Consider the following 20,362-nt stretch of genomic DNA (forward strand, 5'->3'; position numbering starts at 1 on the left):
ATCGCCCCAGCGCCGCGAGCCTTGGATCAAAACAACCACTTCCCGATCAACCACGCGTTCGCCCCACTGATCAGCGCAAACAGAAACCACGCCAGCAACCGCGTCGGCAGGCGATTGACGAACGGGCCCATCAGTTGCGCGTCGCCGGTCATGCGGATCAGCGGATACAGCGCAAACGGCAACTGCAGGCTGAGCACCACCTGGCTGAGAATCAGCAGCTTGCCAATGGCATCGTCGCCCATCAGCCACACCCCCACAAACGCCGGGATCAGCGCCAGCCCACGGGTGATCAGGCGGCGCTGCCAGCAGGGAATACGCAGGTTGAGGTAGCCCTCCATGATCACTTGCCCGGCGATGGTGCCGGTGAAGGTGGAACTCTGCCCGGAGGCCAGCAAGGCGACGCCGAACAGGATGCTGGCGAAGGCGCCGCCGACCAGGGGATCGAGCAAATGATAGGCGTCCTGGATCTCGACCACATCGGTATGCCCGGTTTTATGGAACGCGGCGGCGGCCAGTACCAGGATCGCGGCGTTGACCAGCAACGCCAGGGCCAGGGAGCCGATGGTGTCGATACGCGCCAGCTTGACCGCGTCCTGCTTGCTGGCGAGGTCTTTGCCGATCAGCCGGGTTTGCACGATCGAGCTGTGCAGGTAGAGGTTATGCGGCATTACCGTGGCGCCGAGGATACCAATCGCCAGGTACAACGGCGCGGCATCACTGATGGCCGACAGCGACGGCGCGAAGCCGCTGAACACGTCCGGCCAGTAAGGTTTGATCAGCATCAGTTCGATGAAGAAGCACACGCCGATGGTCGCGACCAGCGCCAGCATGATCGCTTCCAGGCGGCGGAAACCACGATTTTGCAGGGCCAGGACCAAGAGCGTGTCAAACGCGGTGATGACAATACCGGTGGTCAACGAAACACCCAGCAGCAAGTGAAACGCCAGAGCGCAGCCAAGCACTTCGGCGAGGTCGGTGGCGATGATGGAAATTTCCGCCAACACCCACTGGGTGCGGGCCGAGCGCTGGCTGTAGCGTTCGCGGCACAGTTGTGCCAGGTCCTTGCCGGTGGCGATGCCCAGGCGCGAGCACAGGCACTGCACCACCATGCCCGCCAGGCTGGCCAGCAGCACCACAAACAGCAGATTGTAACCGTAGCGCGAACCGGCCTCGATGGCCGTGGCCCAGTTGCCCGGGTCCATGTAGCCGATGGAAATCAGCAAGCCGGGGCCGGCAAACATTAGCATCCGTTTGAAAAACGACGCCTTGGGATCGACGATGACAGAGCCGGCCACTTCCGGCGGGCAGAACGGAGCGGTAGCGATTTTCGGCAGGCTGAATTTCACGCAGTATTCCAGGCAAACACGTTAGGCAAGCCCGCAGCTTATCAGTCGGACGTAACCGTGCGCATCACCGTGTCCCGCGGCAGGTCAAACGTTTCGACCACTTGCACCACCAGGTCCATCTCCTGGTTCAACGCTTCGCGCTCCATGCGCTGGCGGATTACCCCAATCACCAGCACCGCCAAGGTTGTGATCGAATACGCCGGGCCGGAAAACGCGCGCACCCCGCTTACCAGCAACATCGCCGCCGCCAGCGCCTGGCCCACCAGCGGAATCGCCGTGGCCGCGCCGCGCCGCAGGATGAACCCGGTCAGCCCCGCCAACGCCGTACCGCTCAACGCCGTGGCGGCCGAACGGCCGACATCGATGCGATGGAACAAGCCCTGCTCCTTTTGCGCCGCCGCCTGAAGCTCGGCATCGAACGCCTGGCGGTCGGCGTGGCTGAGTTTGTCCTTGTATTGCTCGATCAGTGTTTCCGCGACCTGCGCTTCGATGTCCGCCAGCGCGACGGTCTCCATCGGCTCATCGAACTTGATCCCCAGCCGCTGCGCCACATCCTCGGCGATCTGGCGATACCCCACGCCGTGCCCCCGGGCGAGGTTCATGAAGCTGTCACCACCCATGCGCTGTAACTCGATGGCCAACTTCAGTGGCTCACGCACCGCCGCATCAATCGAGGCGCTGCGCTTTTGCGCGATCAATTCGGCGAGGAATTTCAGCTCGTCCGGGCGCGCCTGCACCAACGCCGGGAACAGCTCGCCATCTTCTTCGGCAAAACGCACTTCGGGACTGCGCTGGTCGGCGCGGATCATGCCGCGTCGCTCCTGCAGCAGGTCGGTGTACTGCACCACCGTCTGCAACTGTGGCCAATAGGCCGCGTGATCGAAGCTGGCCAGGTGAACGTTGGTCACCTTGGCCTTGAGCGCGGGCGTGATCGGGATGGCATAGCGGCCGATGCAACGCTCGGTATCCGGTTTCATCGCCAGGGCCCAGTCCTTGCTGGAATGACAGTTGATCACCCGCCCCGAGAGCGGTGCGCACACTTCATCCCAAGGGCTCGACGTACAGATCGCCCCACCCATCAACAGCAAATTGTTCAACGGCAGTTCGCGGGCGGTGTCGGGGTTGGCCAACACGCTCTTGACCAGGATGCGCGCGCCGAGGGAATGGCCGATCAAGTTGATGCGCCGCACCTGCAGCGACTCGCCGTGGAGGAACTCGGCCAATTCCGGCAACAGGCTGCGGGCCACTTCATCCACCCGGGCCTCGACACTTTTGTAATGGTCGAGAAAATACGCAATCGCCTTGCCCACCCCCACCGTCGCAGCGCCCAGGCCACCACCGCCGAGCATCGCGGTGATCACGTCCTTGAACGGTGCAAACAGGTTTTCCAGAAAATGCCCGGCAGGCCAGAACAGCATCAGGTTGGTCGAACCTTCGATACGTGCCAGTTGCGCCGTGAAGTTGCCCAGTTGCTGCCGGTCAAAGAACGCCGAGTAACCGTGCACATAGAGATTGAGCACGTCCCCCTGAGGCTCGCCGCACAGCACGAACGTGGGCTTGCGGGTACGGTGCATTTCATCCCACTGGTGCTGCATGGGCCGGTGACTCCTGGTGACGAGAGACGGCGATAGTAACAAAGGGTGGTGCCACAGGAAGATGAATCCTGACGGGCGTGGACGGCACAACAGCCTCAGAACAACGCCGCCGCCTTTGATTTAGCCAGATAACGCGCCGGGGCATCGCCCAGGTTGCGCCGAAACAGCGCAGTGAACGCGCTGGCACTGCTGAAGCCCAACTCAAACGCCACGTCGGTGATGGACACGCCGTGGCTGAGCCGGGCGGTGGCTTCCAGCAGGCAGACTTGCTGGCGCCAGGAGACGAACGTCATGCCCGTGCTCTCAAGGAAATGCCGGGTAAAGGTGCGTCGACTCATGCTCGACCAAGCGGCCATTTCGTCAATGGAGACGCTTTGCGTAGGCGCCTCCAGAAAACGTTGGCAGGCGTGTGCCAACCGTGGCTCGTGGGGCAACGGCGCGCTGAGGGGCAGCTCGGGCATAGCCCCGATCTCATCGACCAGCAGCGTCAGCACGCAGGCCTGCCTGGCGCTGGGCAACGTCGATGGCTCGATGGCCAGCGCCGCCTGCAACAAATGCCTGAGCAGAGGCGACACTTCAAACACCTGGCAGCGCGCCTGCAACCCGGCCCGTGCGGCGGCGCCAGCGTCCAGGTAGGTATTGAGCATCACCACATCGCCGCGCATCTGCATTTCATGGGGCACACCGCCGGGAACCCAGATCGCCCGCTGCGGCGGCACCACCCAATTGCCCAGGTCGGTAAACATTTTCAGCGCACCGGTGGAGGCGTAGGCGAACTGACCTCTCGGGTGCGTGTGCCGCGCAAACACAGTGCCGCAAGGGTATTCGCGCAGCGTTACCAGCGCGTCGGGGCTGTCGGAATCAAAAGTCGGCATCATGGCCCGATCTTGTCAAATATTGACCTGACATAGCAAGTGGGCCACCGCCCTACCCCCTAACATCGACACCTTTGAAGCTGCTCTCTGCCCAAAGGAAAACCCATGCTGAAAAAACACCTGGCGCTTGCCGTACTGGTTACGTTGGTCTGGGGCGTGAACTTCCCCCTCACAAAATTAGGCCTGCGCGCGATCGACCCCTTTGTCCTCACTGGCATACGCTTTGCCCTCGCCGCCCTGCCGCTGGTGTTTTTCATCAAGCGCCCCGCCGTGCGCTTCCACTATGTGGCGGCTTATGGGCTCATCTTCGGGCTGGGGATGTGGGGCGTGATCAACTATGGCATTCAGGTCGGTGTCAGCCCGGGAATCGCCTCGCTGATCATCCAACTCAGCGTGTTTTTCACCATGGGCTGGGGCTATGTACTCTTCAACGAAAAAATCCGCGAGGCCCAAGTGCTCGGCGCCGTACTCGCCGTGATCGGCCTGGCGGGGATTATCGCGACCCAACACGGCGAGCACGCGCTGCTGGGCATCCTGTTGATCGTCTTCAGCGCGCTGGCCTGGAGTGTCGGCAACGTCATCATCAAGCAATCGGGCGTGAAAGAGATCTTCTCGTTCATGGTGTGGGCCAGTTTGTTTCCACCGATCCCACTGTGGCTCATGGCCTGGTGGATGCGCGGCGGCGCAGCGTTCGACAACGTCAGCACCAACCTCGACCTGACGGCGGCGGGCTCCATCCTGTTCCAGGTCTACCTGGCCACGCACTTTGCCTACTGGGGCTGGAACTCACTGCTCAAGGCATACCCCGTATCCACCGTAGCGCCGCTGTCCTTGCTGATTCCCGTGTTCGGCATGACCAGTTCGATGTTGATCATCGGCGAGCGTATTTCCATGTCCAACCTGCTCTCGATTGCGCTCATCATCACGGGACTGGCCGTAGGGTTGTACCGCACGCCCGCAAGTGCGCGTGGCAAAACACTCAGCCAGTGAAAGACACGCCCACGAGAACGCGGTCGCCCAGCAGAAAATCCCGCGCCCTGCACGATCACGCACTGCAAAAACACAATTATCGACAGGTAAAAAGCGCTCTAATAGCCGCCTGTTGACTGGTTTTAAAGATTTTGGAGTTCGCAATGCCCCATGAAGGCAACCTGTTACAAGCAGCCGTGGTGTTCCTGCTCGCCGCCGTGCTGACCGTGCCCCTGGCCAAGCGCCTGCAATTGGGCGCGGTGCTGGGCTATCTGTTCGCCGGTGTCATCATCGGCCCGTCGGTGCTGGGGTTGATCGGTAACCCGCAAAGCGTCGCGCAGTTCTCTGAGCTGGGTGTGGTGTTGCTGCTGTTCATCATCGGCCTGGAATTGTCGCCAAAACGTTTATGGGTGATGCGCAAGGCGGTGTTCGGCGTCGGCCTGGCCCAGGTGCTGCTCACCGGCCTGGTGATGGGCGGAGTGGCGCTGTGGCTGTTTGGTCAGTCGTGGAACAGCGCGATCGTGCTCGGCCTGGGCCTGGCGCTGTCGTCCACCGCCTTTGGCCTGCAAAGCCTGGCCGAGCGCAAGGAATTGAACCAGCCCCACGGGCGCCTGGCCTTTGCGATTTTGCTGTTCCAGGACATTGCGGCGATCCCGCTGATTGCCATGGTGCCGTTACTGGCCGGGGGTGATCACCCGAGCTCGCAGGCCCAGGGCCTGCAGCACGTGTTGCAGATCCTCGGCAGCATCGCCGTGGTGATCATCGGCGGGCGCTATATGTTGCGCCCGGTGTTTCGCGTCGTCGCCAAGACCGGCCTGCGCGAAGTGTCCACGGCCACCGCGTTGCTGGTGGTGATCGGCACCGCTTGGCTGATGGAGCTGGTGGGCGTGTCCATGGCCCTGGGCGCCTTCCTCGCCGGCCTGCTGCTGGCCGATTCGGAATACCGCCACGAGCTGGAATCCCAGATCGAACCGTTCAAGGGCCTGCTGCTCGGCCTGTTTTTTATCAGCGTGGGCATGGGCGCCAACCTCAGCCTGCTGCTCAGCTCGCCGCTGGTGGTGATCGGCCTGACCCTGCTGTTGATCGGCTTGAAACTGCCGCTGCTGTATGCCGTCGGCCGACTGGTGGGCGATCTCAACCGCGAAAGCGCCTTGCGCCTGGGCGTGGTGCTGGCGGCAGGCGGTGAATTCGCCTTCGTGGTGTTCAAGATCGGCCGCGACCAGGGCCTGTTCGAACCGCACCTGTACGACATCCTGGTGCTGACCATCACCCTGTCGATGGCCGTGACGCCACTGCTGTTGCTGATCTGCCCGAAACTGTTCAAGCCCAGGGTCAAACCCGTGGAAGTCCCCGAGGAATATCGCACCATCCAAAGCGATGCACCGCGCGTGGTCATCGCCGGCATGGGCCGTATGGGTCAGATCGTCGCGCGAATCCTGCGCGCGCAAAACATTTCGTTTATCGCCCTGGACACCTCGGTGGAAACCATCGAGCTGACCCGCAGCTTCGGCGGCATGCCGGTGTTCTACGGCGACCCGCAACGTCCGGAAATCCTGCATGCGGCCAAGGTCGACCGGGCGGAGTTCTTCGTCATCGCCATGGATGACCCGGAGATCAACATCAAAACCGCCGAACTGGTGCGCAGCCTCTATCCGCATATGCAGATCATCGCCCGCGCCCGTAACCGCCAGCACGTGCACCGCCTGGTGGACCTCGACGCGTCACCGGTGCGCGAAACCTTCTATTCCAGCCTGGAGATGAGCCGTCGCACCCTGGTGGGTCTCGGCCTGAGCCAAGCCCAGGCCGATGCGCGCATCACCCGCTTCAAGAACCACGACCTGCAAGTCCTCGCCGCCCAGCACGCGGTGTACGACGACGCGGCCAAGGTCATGCAGACCGCCCAGGAAGCCCGTGCAGAACTGGCGCGGTTGTTCGAGATGGACCGGCTTGAGGAAGAGTCCGACAAGGTGTGATGGCGCGGATGAACGATCTTGCGAATTTTCTGACAGAATACGGCGCAATTTCGTTCATCTACCGGAGCGCTTCTTCATGGCCACTTTCACCAAGACCGCCGTCCTGCTCGCCCTGGCGCTTAGCGCCGGCAGCGTATTCGCCGCGGCCAAGCCGGCTGACCAGAGCATCTCCACCCTGGTCGGCAAGTTCACCTTCAACTTGCCCAAGGCCTACGTCGCCGACCCCCTGCCAGCCAGCAAGGCGGCAGACGGCACCGGGGATACCCAAGGTACGATGTACGCGAACCAAACCACGAAAAGTGTGGTCATCGTCGCCGAAACCGTGCGCAACGACGGGGTAACCATTAAAGACAATGACCCGCAGTTCCTCGACGGTGCGGTAGCTGGCTTCATCAAGGACCAGAGCGCCGCCCTGCCCGACTTCAAGAAACAGAACGAAAAGAAACTCACCTTCAAGGGCCTTGGCCTGCGCCAGGTCGACAGCACGGCCACCCAGGGCGGCGGCAAGACCTTGAACTCCACCTTCCTCGGCGGTTCCGGCAATCACTTGCTGGTGATCCAGGCCATTTCGCGGGCGGATGATGTGAAGGGGCATGCAGAATTGGTGAAACAGATCACCGGCGGCAAGTAAACCGCCCGTTAAAACCACACAGATCAATTGTGGGAGGGGGCTTGCCCCCGATGTCGGTGTGTCAGTCACAACATCTGTATCTGACCCACCACCATCGGGGGCAAGCCCCCTCCCACATGTTTAGCGGTGTTCACTTCACATTGGTTTCCAACCAGGCCTTCAAATCCTGCACTTCCGCTGCACTGATGGTGTGGTTCATGCCCGGATAAGTATGAAACTCCGGCTTCAACCCCAACCCCGACAACACCTCGTTCGCCCGCGTCGCCGAGGCATACGGCAGCGCTTGGTCCAACGTGCCGTGGCCAATGAAAATCGCCAGTTGGCCCAATCGCTCATCCGGCTTGAGCTGCGCCTTGAGCACCGGCAGCACGCTGCCACTGAGCGCAGCAATCCCGCGCACCAACTCAGGGTCACGTAACGCCACCTCGTAGGACATGATCGCGCCCTGGCTGAACCCTACCAAAAACACCCGGTCAGGCTGGGTGTGGTATTTGGCGGTGGCCTTGGCGACAAACGCCTTGATCAGCCTGGCGCTGTTCTGCAGGTCCTCAGTCACCCCATCGTAATCGCCGTCGCCCGGGGTCTTGGTAAACCAGCGAAACCCATTGGGTTCCACCGGCGTCGGAGCCCGGGCCGACAGGTAGGTCCAGGTGGACGGCAGCGAATCCTTGATGCCAAACAGGTCTTCCTCGTTGCTGCCGAAACCGTGCAGGAAAATCACCAGCGGCTGGTTGCGCGCATCACCCTGGGTCTGTTCCAGGTACGACAGCGGCAAGTCGGTGTGCAGGCTGGAATCGGCATGGGCGGCACCGGCCACCAGCGTCAGTGCCAGAGCGAACAGTTTGAACATGGGAATCGACCTCAGGGTTTGCGCAGCAAATAAGTGTCCATGATCCAGCCATTGGTCAGACGCGCAGCCTTGCGCACCCGTTGGATGTCTTCAGCGACTTCACTCACCTTGCCGCTGATGAGGATTTCATCCGGCGTGCCGAGGTAGGCCCCCCAATAAATGTCCAGATCCTGATCGGCCACGGTGCGGTAGGAGTCTTCGGCGTCGAGCATCACCACCAGGGTGTCGGCGTCGCTCGCCTGCCCCGCCGCCAAGCGGCGCCCGGTGGTGATCTCGATGGAGCGGCCGATGCGGTTCAGCGGCACTTTGTGCTGGGCCGCCAGGGCCTGCACGCTGGTAATGCCGGGGATCACTTCGAATTCAAAGACGCAGCGGCCACTGGCCAGGATCGCCTGCAAAATGCGAATGGTGCTGTCGTACAACGCAGGGTCGCCCCAAGCCAGGAAAGCCCCCACTTCACCGTCGGCCATTTCCTCGTTGATCATGCGCTCGAAGGTCTGCTGCTTGTCGCGATTGAGGTCCTGCACGGCGCTGGTGTAGTCGATGTCCCCGCGCACCCGCTCGGGGCAATCGGCCTCGACGAAGCGGTAGCCGGGCTTGGTGATGTAGGTCGCGCAGATCTCGCGGCGCAGGTCGATCAGCTTGTCTTTGCTCTGGCCCTTGTCCATCAGGAAAAACACGTCGGTGCGGTTCAGCGCTTTCACGGCCTGCATCGTGATGTAGTCAGGGTTGCCGGCACCAATGCCGATGATCAGGATGCGTTTCATGGGTTGCTCTCATTGCGGGGCGTGGATTTTGCCATGTTCACGCACTCAGGCGTGAGTTTCCAGGCGCAGGCGCCAGACGCCGTTGAAGCGCAGTTCAGTGCAAGACAGCGGCGCCACATCGATGCGATAGAACATCGCGACAGGAAACTGCATGACGTACAGCATTGCGGCGCGGATGACAAACGGGTGGGTGATGGCCACGACATGGCCGGGTTCGGTTTGCAGCGACTGCATCCACTGCGCGACCCGTGCACAGAGCTGATTCACCGACTCGCCACCGTGAGGTGCGCTGGCGCTGTCGGTGAGCCAGGTGGTCAGTTCGGCGCTGTCGAGTGCGGCGATGTCCTGACCTTTCCAGTGCCCGACATCGCCATCGCGCAAGGCTTCGTCGATCACCGCCTGATTGCCGAACAAGCTCGCCGTCTGACGGGTTCGCGCCTCGGGCCCACAGCGCAGCCGCAGGTTTTTCTTGTAGCGACCGGCCAGGGATAACGCCGCGCTTTGCCAATCCATCGCCACCGATTCGTCATCGGCAAAGCAACCGCGCTTTTGCAACGGCGTGGCGGCATGGCAGATCAGTGTCAAACGGCTGGCTTGCATCGCAGATCGCAGCTAGGTGAAGGATAAGGCGACCAAGACTGGCGCAATTGGCGCCATGACGCAACGCCTTGAGCCAGAGGGCGCTGCTGCGCTAATCAAACCACTCCCGCCGCCCTTCGAACGTACTGGCGATCAACTCGACAATCATCTGCACCGCTTCGGCATGCTGCACCCGCGCATTCACCGCCAGCCAAACCTGGCGCTGCATGGGCTCGGCGAGCAATCCCGGCAAGGCCACCAGGCCACGGTCGAAGCTGCCCATGTAGTGCGGCAGCAAACCGATGCAGGCACCGCAGCGGATCATCTCCAGCATCAGCGAATAGGCATGCACCTGCACCACCGCGGCCAGGCGCTGTGCTACTACGGTGTTCCACGGCTGCAACGCGTCCACCTGCCCATCCGGCTGCCACTGCACCAACATGTAGTCATCGAGGTCTTCGACACTGTCGGGGCGGGTCGTCAGCCGCGAGTAACGCTTGGCGATGTGCGGCAGGTAGTGCAAATGCGCCAGGAGCCGAGGCGGCTCGGTGGGAAAGCTCGGGCCGGGCGCGGGGCCGTCCGTGTCCGACAGCCACAGCACCACGTCAACGTCCACCGCTTGCAGGGACAGTTGGCTGTCGATGGAGATGATCTCCAGGCGCACGCTGGCGTTGCGGCGCAGCAAGGCGATCAAGTCGCGCCCGAGGATGTCGTGCAGGATCGGCTCGGCCACGGCCAGGCGAATCAGTGGCTGCGCCACCGCCGGCAGGCGCCGCGCGTGAGCCAGGGCCAGCAACTGCGCCTGCAACTGCTGGCCATCGCGGCTGAGTACCAGACCGTTGCCCTGGTAGCTGAACAACGCATGGCGCAGCTGCTCTTCCAGTTGTGCGAGACGTTTGCGCAGCAGCGTCGCCTTGATATTCAGGCTGCGCGCCGCCTGCATGAAACAGCCGCAGCGCGCACTCACCAGGAAGTAGCGCGCGACCTCCGGCTCGATGTCGTTGGCCAGGGCCAGCCAGGCGCCGCGGGACTGACTCGGCTCGCGATAGGGTGCAGGCCCCGGGGGGCCAGACGGTTCTAGAAATGCCATGGGAGACTCCCTGTCTTGTGCATCCAATACGGTCGACGCGTGTTACTCCAGCAGCGTGTTCAACTGCGCGCCGTCGATACTCAACGTCGCGGTATTGAGCATGCCTTCCAGGTACGCCTTGGCGATCTGTTCCTGGCGTTGCGCGCGCAGGGCCTGGGTCAAGCGCTCACGCAGTTCGTCGAGGGTGGCGGTGCGCGCCGGTTGCTGGGCGGTGAGTTTGAGCACATGGAACCCCGCCGGGCTTTGCACCACCTCCGAGACCGCGCCGACCTTGAGCCGCGACACCGCTTCGCGCACCGCTGGCACCAGTTGCTGCAACGGCTGCAAGCCCGAGTCGCCGCCGCGCTGGGCGGTGTCCGGGTCCTGGGAATATTGCGTGGCCAGGGCGGCAAAATCCCCCGGCGCGGCCTGGGCCTTGCGGCTCAGTTCCTGGGCCTGGCGCCGCACCGCGTCGACGCTTTGCGGGTCATTCACCGCGAGGAAGATCTGGCTGACCCGGTACATCGGCGGCGTTATCCATTGTGCTTTGCCAGCGTCGTAGGCCTGCTGCAATTCAGCGGCACTGGGGTAGTCGGCCGGCACCTGGCTGACCGAGAGCATGTAGTCGCGAAACACGATCTGTTCGGTGGCGGCGCGGGTCTGTTGTTCCACCTCCGGGCGCTGGCGCCAGCCTTGGGCGTCGGCCTGTTCGAGCACGGCCTTTTGCGCCAGGCGCGAACGCAGCCAGCTCTCCAGGGCGCCACGGTTGCCGCGCAGTTGCTCGCGGGATTCGGCCGGCAGGCTCGCCAGCACGCTTTTCAGTTCAGGCACGTCGATCTGCTGGTTGCCCAGGCGCGCCACAGCCGGCGCGCCGTGCTCGCTCGGCGAGGGCGTGACGACAGGCGCCGGTTGCTGAGCGGCGACCGGGTCGCTGCCCGGTCGCAGGCTCAACCCCACCGCCACCACCAGCAACGTCAGCGCCCCGGCGCCGACAACCACGGTTCGCTTCTTCACAGCACCGGTACCTCTTCAGCTACAGGTTCAGCCGCCTGGGCCTGCAACTGCGCGGCGTGCTGGCTGTACTCACGCAGGTAGACGATAAATTCCTGCAGCAGACGGTCCCACAGTTCCAGTTGGCTGCGCAGGTGCGTGGCACCGACACCGGCCACCACCACGTCCATTTCCATCAGCAGAAATTCGCCCTGCACGGACAGCCGGGCAAACCGGCGCGAGGCGTTCCACACCTGAGTCAGCCCTTCGGGCAAGTCGCCCTGCACGCGCAGCGCGCAGCTGTAGGTGAAATCCACGTAGCTGCCCGGCTCCGCCGCCGGGTTGCCGAAGCGCACGGCAAAGCCGATGCCCTGGCTGGCGCTGAGCAGTTGCACGATGCCGTTCTGCTCGCTCTGGTTGACCCGGTAGCCGGCTTCCTGCAACAGCTCGGTCAGGCTCTGGACGGTAACGCTGGTGATCAATTCGCTCATGGGATCTGTTCCTTGTCTATCAATGATTGGCGGCTGCCTGGGGCGCATCAAAACGGGTCTTGTACAATTCGTCGCCAAAGCCCTGGGCCAGTTCCTCGAACTTGACCCGCGCGCCGCTGGCGAAGGGCTGGCGAATACTCATCACCTCGGCCACATCGATTTTTTCGTAGGCCGCGAGCAACTGCTGGGCCACGCCGTACATCTGTTGATTCTTGGCTGAACATTGCTGCACTTGTGTGTCACGTTCGCTCAACTGCGCCTGCAGGCGCGCACGTTCGGTTTCTTTACCCTTGGCCAACACCAGCAGTTCGTCATAAGCCTTCTTGAACTTGCCGATCTGCTCGTTACTCGCCGCCACCTGCGCTTGCGCCTGGCTGTGCAGGCTCTGTTGCTGGCCCGCCATTTGCTCGGCGACGCCACGGGCCTTGTCCAGCTCGGCGGTCAGTTGCTTGATCTGCGCCTGGGCCTGCTTGGCCTGGTTTTCGGCGGCCAGGCGTGCAGCACTGGCCTGGGCCTGCTCGCTTTGCAGCGCCTGCAACTGCTGGGTGGTGCTGCGCAGTTGCGTGCGCAGGCGCTCTTCCATGCCTTCGGCCGAAGCGCCGGTGGTAACCAGCAGCAACAGCAGCGCGCATATTCGCGTGTTCATGGGGCATCTCCCTGCGCATCAGAAGCGCGTGTTGAGTTCCAGTTGCATCACATCGACTTCGAACGGCGCGCCATACACTTCCGACGCGCTCAACCAACGCGCACTGGCGTAGATGTTCTTGTCGATGCCGTAGTTGCCGCCAATGAAGTAGCCCTTGGCGTTGGTGCCGCCGAGGTGATACGAGGAGTCGTTGAAACCGTCGGGCAAGGCGTCAGGCTGGATGTACTTGTAGCCGGCCAGCACGTTCCAATCGCCACGTTTGCGCATCTCCAGCGCACTGCCGAGGGTGAACTGCACCATCATGGCGTTGCCGCCACTTTCAAACTGGCCCTTGCTGTTGATGTTGTTGACGATCTGGCCTTCGCTGCGCTTGAGCATTTCGCCTTTGTCGTAGGCCAGGTTGCGGATGTAGTTGCCTTGGGTGCGCAACTTGAAGTCGCTGGGCAGTTCGCTGTCCCAGACCAGGTTGAGGTCCAGCACGTCGAACTTGGACGCCAAGCCTACGTACTGCGGGTCTGGCGTTCTGACAGGGTCCGCCGGGTTGGTGGTGTTGTTACGCAGCAGGAACACACTGTTGCCTTTTTGCATAAAGGCCACACGCGTGCCGTCGGTGTCGCAACCGGGGGCGCCGGCCCACGGCGAACAAGGACTGGAGCGCTCGCCCTGGATGTCCTGGAACTGGTAGTAGGCCGCGGCGAGCTTAAGGCTGTTGCCGCGGTTGATCTTCCAATCGGCGCCGATTTGCCCGCCGAACAGCCATTTGGTCTGACTGTCTTCCTTGTCGATGCCGTTGCTGCTGGCGGCATCCGCGGTGTATTCGACCGGGAATGCGCCGAGGGTGCCGAACAGGCCCCACTCGTTGTTGAGCTTGTGGTTGAAGATCGCAGCCACGCCGTCGAAATTGAGCTCGTTGGAATACATCATGTCGGTGGCGTAGAACGGATTGGCGATTCGCCCGCCGGTCAAGGTCATGTAGTCGGTGGTCTTCCACCTCAGGTAACCCTGGTCGAGCCAGATGTCCTTCTTGCCGAAGCCACCGCCCAGGGCCTGGGTAGTGGACACCGGGTTATTGTCAGAGCCGGTACCCAGGCGAATGCCGGCGGTCCATTCCGGCGAAATCACCGCTTTCATGCCCAGGCGCGCACGCAGGCGGAACAGGCTTTCGCGGTCTTCACGGGTGTTGAGCAGCGGCGGCAACTTGGTGTTGGAGTTGCGGTTGACGTCGTAAGGCCCGTTCTCATTGAGCTTGGCGTAATCGAGGATTTCATTGCTGTTGCTCCCCGAGAAATAGCGCGACTCGTCACGCAGGCGGATATCGCCATCAAAGCTGATGCGCGAGACCCAATCCGGGAAGGTATTGGGCTGGGCCCAGTTTTCCTGCTTGGCGGTGGCCATGACTTCGGCTTTCACCTGATCGCGGATCTGGTCGCGCACCGCTTGCGGCACATACTGCACGCGCACATCGCCAGGCGCCGCCGTCGGGCCGCTGGCGACCACCGGGGCGGCATTCGCCTGGCGAGCCTGCTGGGCTTCTTTTTCCGCTTGGGCAATCAGCCCATTGGCGGTGTCCTGGGTGAGCACGCCTTGCTGCACCAGCAGGCGGATCAGGTTGATCGTGACGTTTTCCGAAGGGGCGACCGGGGCGGCCGTCGCCTGGCCGACCAGGGTCGCGATGACCATGCCAACCGCCAGGGTCAGCCGATTCACGGGGGAAATCATTCGTAAGCAACTCCTGTAAAAAACTGCAAAAAATGGGTTCGTTCAATCCGGACGCCGGCCCTTGAGGGACAGGCGCACCGGCATGCTCACCGAGGCTGGAACGCGTTGCGCGGCATGCGGTACACGCAACGCCGCCAGCACCTGGGCGTCGGTCTCGCGGTCGCCGCTGGACTTGGCCAGCTCCACACGCGTGACCTGGCCCTCGGCGCTCAACCACACATCCGCCTGTACCGCGTAGGCCTTTTTGCGCAACTCCGGGTCTTCCCTCAGCAGGCGTTGAAACACCCCCGCCAGGTATTGCTTGTACGTGCCGGCACCCAGGCCTCCGCCGCCGGAACCGGCCATGCCACCGCCTTTGCCCGCGCCGATGTTGAAGCCGTCGTTACCGGACTGCGCATCGCCATCGATCTGCATCGGGTTGGCCAAGTCGTCGGCCGGCGAAGGCGGCGCTTCTTCCGCCGGTTTCACCTCTTCGGGCTCCGGCGTGGGCACCGGTTCAGGGACTTTTTCCTCCACCTGGGGCTCGGGCTCCTTGGGTTTTTCCGGCGGCGGTGGCGGCGGTGGCGGCAACGGGATAATGGTCGGCACCTTGGGTGCTTCACGGCGTATCCCACTCATGTCATTGGCCCATTGCCAGAGGAACCAGGCGGCCACGGCACCCAGCAGCAGGCCGGCGCCCCACTTCAGCGGGCGCAACGACGGCTTGTTCTTCACGGGCAACGGCGGCATCGGGATCTGTGCGGTCATGACTCAGCCCTGGCTCGGTTTGCCGGTGACCAGCCCGACCTGGGACAGCTCCAGCCGCCGCAGTAAATCGAGCACCTCGATCACCTTCTGGTACTGCACGGTGGCGTCGCCGCGCACAATCACCGGGAAATCCGGGTTCAGCGCTTTCTCGATGCGCAGGCGCTCCTCCAGCTCGCCGAGGGTGACCGGGTAGGCATCGAGGAACACCTGGCCGCCGTCGTTGACGGAGATGGCCTTGGTCTTGGCCTCCGACAGCGACACCGAGGCACTGGCCTTGGGCAGGTGAATCTGGATGCCCGAGACCTGGGCGGTGGCGGTGAGGATGAACATCACCAGCACCACCATCAGCACGTCCACCAGGGGCGTGATGTTGATGCTGTCGACGGCGGCATCGTCGTCATCGTCGTGGGAGGCATTTACGGAAGCCATGGCGATTCTCCTCAGGCCGAAACCGGCGCGTGGTGCGGCACGCGATGCGCCGTTTCACTGAACTGGCCCTCACCGTGCATCTCCGCCAGGCGTGTGATGAACTCGTCAACGAACACGCGCATGTCGGCGCTGACTTCCTTGTTGCGCGTGATCAGGCGGTTGTAGCCGAACAGCGCGGGGATCGCGACGAACAGGCCCATGGCCGTGGCCAGCAAGGCCGCCGCCATGCCCGGGGCGATCGCATTGATGTTCACGTCACCGGCCATGGCCGTGCCGAGGAACACCACCATGATGCCCAGCACCGTACCCAGCAGGCCGATGTACGGGCCGCCGGCGATGGCGTTGGACAGGGTCGACAGTTTGGAACTGAGTGCCTGGTTTTCGCGGGTGCGCACGCCGTCCATGGAGCAGCGGATGGCTTCGATGGTCGCCGCCGAGACCGACGAGGTGTCGGCGCCCTGGGCGCGGCGGGTGCGGATCTCCTTGACCGCCACGCAGTACAGGCGCCACAGCGAAGAATGGGTCAGGCGTTCGGCGAGTACGCTGTCGTCGTAGAACATTTCCAGGCGGGTGCCGATCTGCGCGAACTGCTCGCGAAACGCCTCGTTGGCACTGCTCACACGGCTGACCATACGGTTCTTGCGAATCATGATGACCCACGACTGGAACATCATCGCCACCAGCACCAGGATGATCACCCAGGCATCCATCGGCACCGCGTTGAGCAGAAAGCCCAGGCTGCCGAAACCGTAGCCCGATTGTTCTTCATCCACGCCGTAAGCGACCAGTTTCGACTCGGCGCCCTGGGCGCTCGCATCGGCCAGCAGCACGGTCGCCGGGCGGGCCACCTTGGACAGGCGCAGCTCATCCATCGCCCCGGCAAACGGCAGGTGCGTGCTGGCCGCTTCCGGCAGATCGGCACCGATCGCCAGTTGGGTGTTGAACGCCGGCATCGCCACCGCCAGGCTCGCGGTTTCGCGGCCGTTGACATACAGCGTGACTTTTTCACCCTCGGCGGTGAACGCCAGGTGCTGCCATTGACCGGGGTTCAGTGGCTGGGTCGAGACGCCGCGCTGACCGTCGATTTCCACGAACGGCATGCCTTGGTTCAACCCGAGCAACAGGCTATGCGGAGCCTCACGCCGGGCCAGGACGATTTGCTCGCCGCTGGCCTGGTCCAGACGCAGCCAGGCGCTGAACGTGAAGGCACCACCGGCAGCATGTTGCAGCGACGGGCTGGCCGGCAACAGCAAGGGCTGGCCACTGAACTGCAAGGCCCGCCCGACGACGCCGTCGATGCTGCTGCCGGTGGCATTCAGCGCGGTGTTGGCGTAGGCCGTGGTGTCCCGTGGCGGTGTACCGCTGGCCCCGTCAAAGTGATACAGCGCGGTGTAATTCGGGTCGAACGTCAGCTGGCCGTTGGCGGTGGCCGCGGCCTTCTGGTTGCCGTAGTACATCCACAGGTCTTGGCGCTGAGCGCCTTCGACCTTGGGCACATCGACCCAGATCAGCGCCATGCCCATCAGCGGGTCGAAGCTTTCGATCTGGTGGTTGAGCACAGTCTTGTCATCGGCACTGACAAAGCGCAGGTCGCTGCCGTCATCCTTGACCCCGTCAAAGGTGAAGTTGCCGGTGTGCAGGCGCACCAGCAGTGCGGTGCGGCCCAAGGCCTGGTTGATCGCGGCGCCTTGGGCGGTGGTGTCCACGCTGATCTGTTTGCGGTAATGCCAATCGTCCTGCCACCAGGCATGGGCGGTGGCCGGGAGCGCGAAGCCCAGGCAGATCAACAGGCTCAGGAATAGGCGTTGCATGGGAAGAATCTCCGGGGAAAAAGGTCAGAAGGTCGCCTGCACACTGAAGTGCAGTCGCGAGTCCTGTTTCTGGGTGTTTGGTCCGTCGAGCAGCGGGTAGCCCCAATCCAGGCTGCCGGACAACCATTTGCTCAAACTGGCGCGGGTGCCAAGGCCGACACTGGCCAGGCTGTATTCGTCTTCCTGCTCGGGCAGCGGGTCGTGCAGACGCAGGCGCGCACCTTCGGCGAACGCGTAGAAGCGCCACTCCTGCACGTAACTGCCGAGGAACTTGGCCAGCGACGGTGTGCGCAACTCCTGGGAGAGCAGCAACCCCTCATCCCCCGTGCGCTCCGCCGCCAGATAACCGCGCACCGAGGTGGCGCCGCCGGCAGAATATTGCTCGTTGGACACCAGCGGCCCCGACGCCAGTTGGAAGCCGGCCTTGGACGCCGACTGCCAGTCGTTGGCGAAGGTGTAGGTGTAACTGGCATCGCCCTTGAGCACGGCGAAACTCGGGCTGGAGTCCCAGCGCTTGGCGCGGAATTCCTCGGCATCGCTGCCGTAGCCGAAGAACGCCCGGGTGCCCACTACCAGGTTCAACCCCAGGCCCAGCTGCGATTTTTCGCTGTAGCGGTAGCCGTTGTAGCCAAAGGTGAACGGGGCATACTTGAGCGGCACCTGGTCGCTGCTGGCGCCGAATTTCAGTTGTTCGTCGAAGTCCTTGAAGTCGATGCCGAAGGAGAACGAGTTGGCCCAGTTCCCGTCCAGCGGCAGGTTGTAGATCGCAGATACCCCGTAGGAATGGCCCTTGCCCAACACGTTGCTGCCGCCGATGGTGGCGATGTTGCTGTCGGACTGGTAACCGGAGAACTGCAGCGTCCAGCGCTCATCCAGCGGCGCGCTGTAGGAACCCGACCAGACCTTGGCATTCGAGCTGTCCTGGGGCGCGGTGAAATACGTCAGCGAGAGGCTATGGCCCAGTTGCCAGAGGTTGTCGTAGCCCAGGGTCGCGACCGAGCGCAGCTTCTCGGTGTCGGCGCTGTAGTCGTTGTTCAGGCCGATACTGGCGTGCCATGGGTTCTGGTCCTCCACCTGCAAGTCGACGTCCATCGTGCCGGGGCGCTGGCCCTCGCGCACCAGCGGCGTGACCTGGCGTCCGGCCCCCCGATTGAGCCCGGCCAGCTGGGTTTGCACGCTGGCGAAATCCGGCACCGCGCCTTCCTTGAGCGCCGGTACTTCCTCGCGGATTTCCACCGGCGAATAGTGCTTGGCCCCCACCACCCGCACGCGGCCGACCTTGGTTTCGCTGACTTGCAGGTAGACGATGCCGTCATCGACCTTCTGCTCCGGCAGTTCCACAAACACCGACTGGTAGCCACGCGCCTGGTAGATCTTCTGCAGCGCATCGCGGGCGCCTTCGATATCGTTCAGGGTTTTTTGCGGGCCGAGAAACGGGTACACCGCCTCTTCGATCGTTGCCGCATCGAGCACGGTATTGCCGCGCACGAAGTACTCGTTGACGTCCACCCGGCGCGCCGGGGCATCGCCCTCCTCGGCCAGCGCCGGCTGCACCAAGGTGCCCAGCGCCAAGCAACACAGCGCCAGCGTTGACTTGAACAGATGCTCCACACAGCCCCCTAAATATCTAAAATGTTGCGCCCTCGCCGATTGCACGGCGTTTGGCCTGCTCAATTGCCGGTTGTCGAAAGTTGGCTGTGCCGTGCCAGCCAGGTGTGCAACAAGGCGAAGTTCAACGAGAACTCCGGCATGTGCAGCAAGGCACCGCAAAACACGTCACCGATGATGGTCTGGATCAATTGCACCGCCCGTGGGTCGTTCAACAGGGTGGCGATATCGCGCTGCAGCGCCTGGATGCCCCACACCTTCTGGTGCAGGTCGAGGCCGACGAACCAGCGGAACAGCAGGTTGTAATTGAGCTGCTCGTGCAGTTGCTGTTCGCTGGGCACGGAATACAGCAGTTGCAGCAACAGGATCTGCAGCACGGTGCGCGGTGCGATCTGCATCCCGGGTGCGGGCCGCAGCAGGGCGTGGTGCCGGTCGAACATTTCGTCGATCTGCGGGCGCAACAACACCAGCGAATGGCCCGCGGGGATGTAGCTGGAGACTTCCTTCAAGGCGCCCTGCCAATCGTCCTGCGAAACGATCCACACCCAGGGCGCACCATAGCGGTACACCGAAACCGGCTTCTTGCGCGCGGCTTCGACAATCTTCGACAGGCGCTGATCGAGCTCCTGCATGCCGACTTTCGAGTAACGTTCCATAGTTCCCATGTGCCCCACTCCTGGCGTCCTGCTGACGGCTGGCGAGGCGACTTGTGGCCGCCTCCAGCGCGTTACATAGGCAAGACGGGCGTGGGTGGGAGCTACCGAACTTTTGTCATGAAAGCTTCATTTTGGATTGAGTGGGGGGCATTTTTTTGGGGGGGGAGCGGGTACATATCCGGTTCTTTGGGCGTGGCGGATGGTGGGTCGGTGGGTATATCCGGTTCTTCGGTAACGGCGGCTGGCGGTTCCGCTCTTACAGCGGGTCACTTTGGAAAAGCCCCAAAGTAACCAAAAGGCTCTTGCCCCACCACTCGGCACCTCGCTAGTGCTCGGTGTGCCCTCACGCAGGCTTGAATCCGTGGGCCGCCGTCATGGGCCATCCCTGGCCCAGGACGGCTAACCCGGCGTCCTGCCGGGTTACCCACGAATTCAAGCCTGCGTTCGGCCAGCGTGGTTTAACGGGGCGCCTAAGATCAAAATCAAAAGCCAGAGCAAAAGCAGAATGAGGTCTATCTGATCTATGGAGATATCCGATTTATGGAGATCCAAATGTGGGAGGGGGCTTGCCCCCGATAGCGGTGTGTCAGTCAATTCATCTGTAACTGACC

Annotated in this window: 19 protein-coding genes; 3 read left to right on the forward strand and 16 right to left on the reverse strand. The window is 62.9% G+C overall.

All coding sequences use genetic code 11. The annotated features are described in order from the left end of the window. Positions 1 to 26: 26 nt before the first annotated feature. The 3 genes from U5A08_RS16960 to U5A08_RS16970 form a co-directional block, all read right to left on the reverse strand. On the reverse strand, positions 27 to 1,346 hold the full coding sequence (locus U5A08_RS16960; protein WP_321847574.1) for an Nramp family divalent metal transporter: 1,320 nt from the start codon (positions 1,344 to 1,346) through the stop codon (positions 27 to 29). A gap of 41 nt (positions 1,347 to 1,387) precedes the next feature. Further along, the gene (locus U5A08_RS16965) at positions 1,388 to 2,941 is read right to left on the reverse strand and encodes a DUF726 domain-containing protein (RefSeq protein WP_321847576.1); all 1,554 of its coding nucleotides are present in this window, start codon (positions 2,939 to 2,941) and stop codon (positions 1,388 to 1,390) included. A 95-nt stretch (positions 2,942 to 3,036) separates the two neighbouring features. Beyond that, a complete protein-coding gene (locus tag U5A08_RS16970) occupies positions 3,037 to 3,819 on the reverse strand; it encodes an AraC family transcriptional regulator (protein ID WP_321847577.1) in 783 nt (260 codons plus the stop codon). Between the two features lie 102 nt (positions 3,820 to 3,921). On the opposite strand from U5A08_RS16970, the gene U5A08_RS16975 reads away from it, so the two are divergent. The 3 genes from U5A08_RS16975 (at position 3,922) to U5A08_RS16985 (ending at position 7,389) form a co-directional block, all read left to right on the forward strand. Further along, positions 3,922 to 4,806, forward strand: coding sequence for an EamA family transporter (locus U5A08_RS16975; protein ID WP_321847578.1), 885 nt, complete (start codon positions 3,922 to 3,924; stop codon positions 4,804 to 4,806). Positions 4,807 to 4,949: 143 nt separating this feature from the next. Next, positions 4,950 to 6,758 (forward strand): monovalent cation:proton antiporter-2 (CPA2) family protein, encoded by a 1,809-nt coding sequence (locus tag U5A08_RS16980; RefSeq protein WP_253396564.1) that lies wholly within the window; start codon positions 4,950 to 4,952, stop codon positions 6,756 to 6,758. A 76-nt stretch (positions 6,759 to 6,834) separates the two neighbouring features. Then, positions 6,835 to 7,389, forward strand: a complete 555-nt coding sequence (locus U5A08_RS16985) for a DcrB/PsbP domain-containing protein (RefSeq protein WP_321847582.1) — start codon at positions 6,835 to 6,837, stop codon at positions 7,387 to 7,389. A 130-nt stretch (positions 7,390 to 7,519) separates the two neighbouring features. On the opposite strand, the gene U5A08_RS16990 is transcribed toward U5A08_RS16985, so the two are convergent. The 13 genes from U5A08_RS16990 to U5A08_RS17050 all read right to left on the reverse strand — a co-directional run bounded on the left by U5A08_RS16990 (position 7,520) and on the right by U5A08_RS17050 (position 19,751). Further along, a complete protein-coding gene (locus U5A08_RS16990; protein WP_321847584.1) occupies positions 7,520 to 8,239 on the reverse strand; it encodes an alpha/beta hydrolase in 720 nt (239 codons plus the stop codon). 11 nt (positions 8,240 to 8,250) lie between these two features. Continuing rightward, on the reverse strand, positions 8,251 to 9,006 hold the full coding sequence (gene cobF / locus U5A08_RS16995; RefSeq protein WP_253396570.1) for a precorrin-6A synthase (deacetylating): 756 nt from the start codon (positions 9,004 to 9,006) through the stop codon (positions 8,251 to 8,253). A 45-nt stretch (positions 9,007 to 9,051) separates the two neighbouring features. Beyond that, positions 9,052 to 9,606, reverse strand: coding sequence for a histidine phosphatase family protein (locus U5A08_RS17000; RefSeq protein ID WP_321847586.1), 555 nt, complete (start codon positions 9,604 to 9,606; stop codon positions 9,052 to 9,054). A gap of 91 nt (positions 9,607 to 9,697) precedes the next feature. Continuing rightward, positions 9,698 to 10,675: a LysR family transcriptional regulator gene (locus U5A08_RS17005; RefSeq protein ID WP_321847587.1), complete on the reverse strand. Its 978-nt coding sequence runs from the start codon at positions 10,673 to 10,675 to the stop codon at positions 9,698 to 9,700. A 42-nt stretch (positions 10,676 to 10,717) separates the two neighbouring features. After that, positions 10,718 to 11,668: a peptidylprolyl isomerase gene (locus U5A08_RS17010; RefSeq protein WP_321847588.1), complete on the reverse strand. Its 951-nt coding sequence runs from the start codon at positions 11,666 to 11,668 to the stop codon at positions 10,718 to 10,720. Then, entirely contained in the window at positions 11,665 to 12,135 is a 471-nt protein-coding gene (locus U5A08_RS17015; protein ID WP_321847589.1) for a YbjN domain-containing protein, read from the reverse strand. Before U5A08_RS17015 ends, U5A08_RS17010 begins: the two co-directional genes overlap by 4 nt. Positions 12,136 to 12,154: 19 nt before the next feature. Continuing rightward, positions 12,155 to 12,781: a DNA repair protein gene (locus U5A08_RS17020; RefSeq protein ID WP_321847591.1), complete on the reverse strand. Its 627-nt coding sequence runs from the start codon at positions 12,779 to 12,781 to the stop codon at positions 12,155 to 12,157. Positions 12,782 to 12,799: 18 nt separating this feature from the next. Then, positions 12,800 to 14,500 carry a putative porin gene (locus U5A08_RS17025; protein WP_321847593.1) on the reverse strand — a complete coding sequence of 567 codons (1,701 nt, stop codon included), beginning with the start codon at positions 14,498 to 14,500 and terminating at the stop codon, positions 12,800 to 12,802. A gap of 42 nt (positions 14,501 to 14,542) precedes the next feature. Continuing rightward, positions 14,543 to 15,247: an energy transducer TonB family protein gene (locus tag U5A08_RS17030; RefSeq protein ID WP_253396584.1), complete on the reverse strand. Its 705-nt coding sequence runs from the start codon at positions 15,245 to 15,247 to the stop codon at positions 14,543 to 14,545. A gap of 3 nt (positions 15,248 to 15,250) precedes the next feature. Next, on the reverse strand, positions 15,251 to 15,676 hold the full coding sequence (locus U5A08_RS17035; RefSeq protein ID WP_017849147.1) for an ExbD/TolR family protein: 426 nt from the start codon (positions 15,674 to 15,676) through the stop codon (positions 15,251 to 15,253). Between the two features lie 11 nt (positions 15,677 to 15,687). Next, on the reverse strand, positions 15,688 to 17,487 hold the full coding sequence (locus U5A08_RS17040) for a DUF2341 domain-containing protein (RefSeq protein WP_321847597.1): 1,800 nt from the start codon (positions 17,485 to 17,487) through the stop codon (positions 15,688 to 15,690). A gap of 24 nt (positions 17,488 to 17,511) precedes the next feature. Next, positions 17,512 to 19,098 carry a ShlB/FhaC/HecB family hemolysin secretion/activation protein gene (locus U5A08_RS17045; RefSeq protein WP_321847599.1) on the reverse strand — a complete coding sequence of 529 codons (1,587 nt, stop codon included), beginning with the start codon at positions 19,096 to 19,098 and terminating at the stop codon, positions 17,512 to 17,514. 59 nt (positions 19,099 to 19,157) lie between these two features. Next, positions 19,158 to 19,751, reverse strand: coding sequence for a transposase (locus tag U5A08_RS17050; protein ID WP_253400402.1), 594 nt, complete (start codon positions 19,749 to 19,751; stop codon positions 19,158 to 19,160). Between the last annotated feature and the right edge of the window lie 611 nt (positions 19,752 to 20,362).

Source organism: Pseudomonas paraveronii, from assembly GCF_963681955.1.
Lineage (GTDB): Bacteria > Pseudomonadota > Gammaproteobacteria > Pseudomonadales > Pseudomonadaceae > Aquipseudomonas > Aquipseudomonas paraveronii.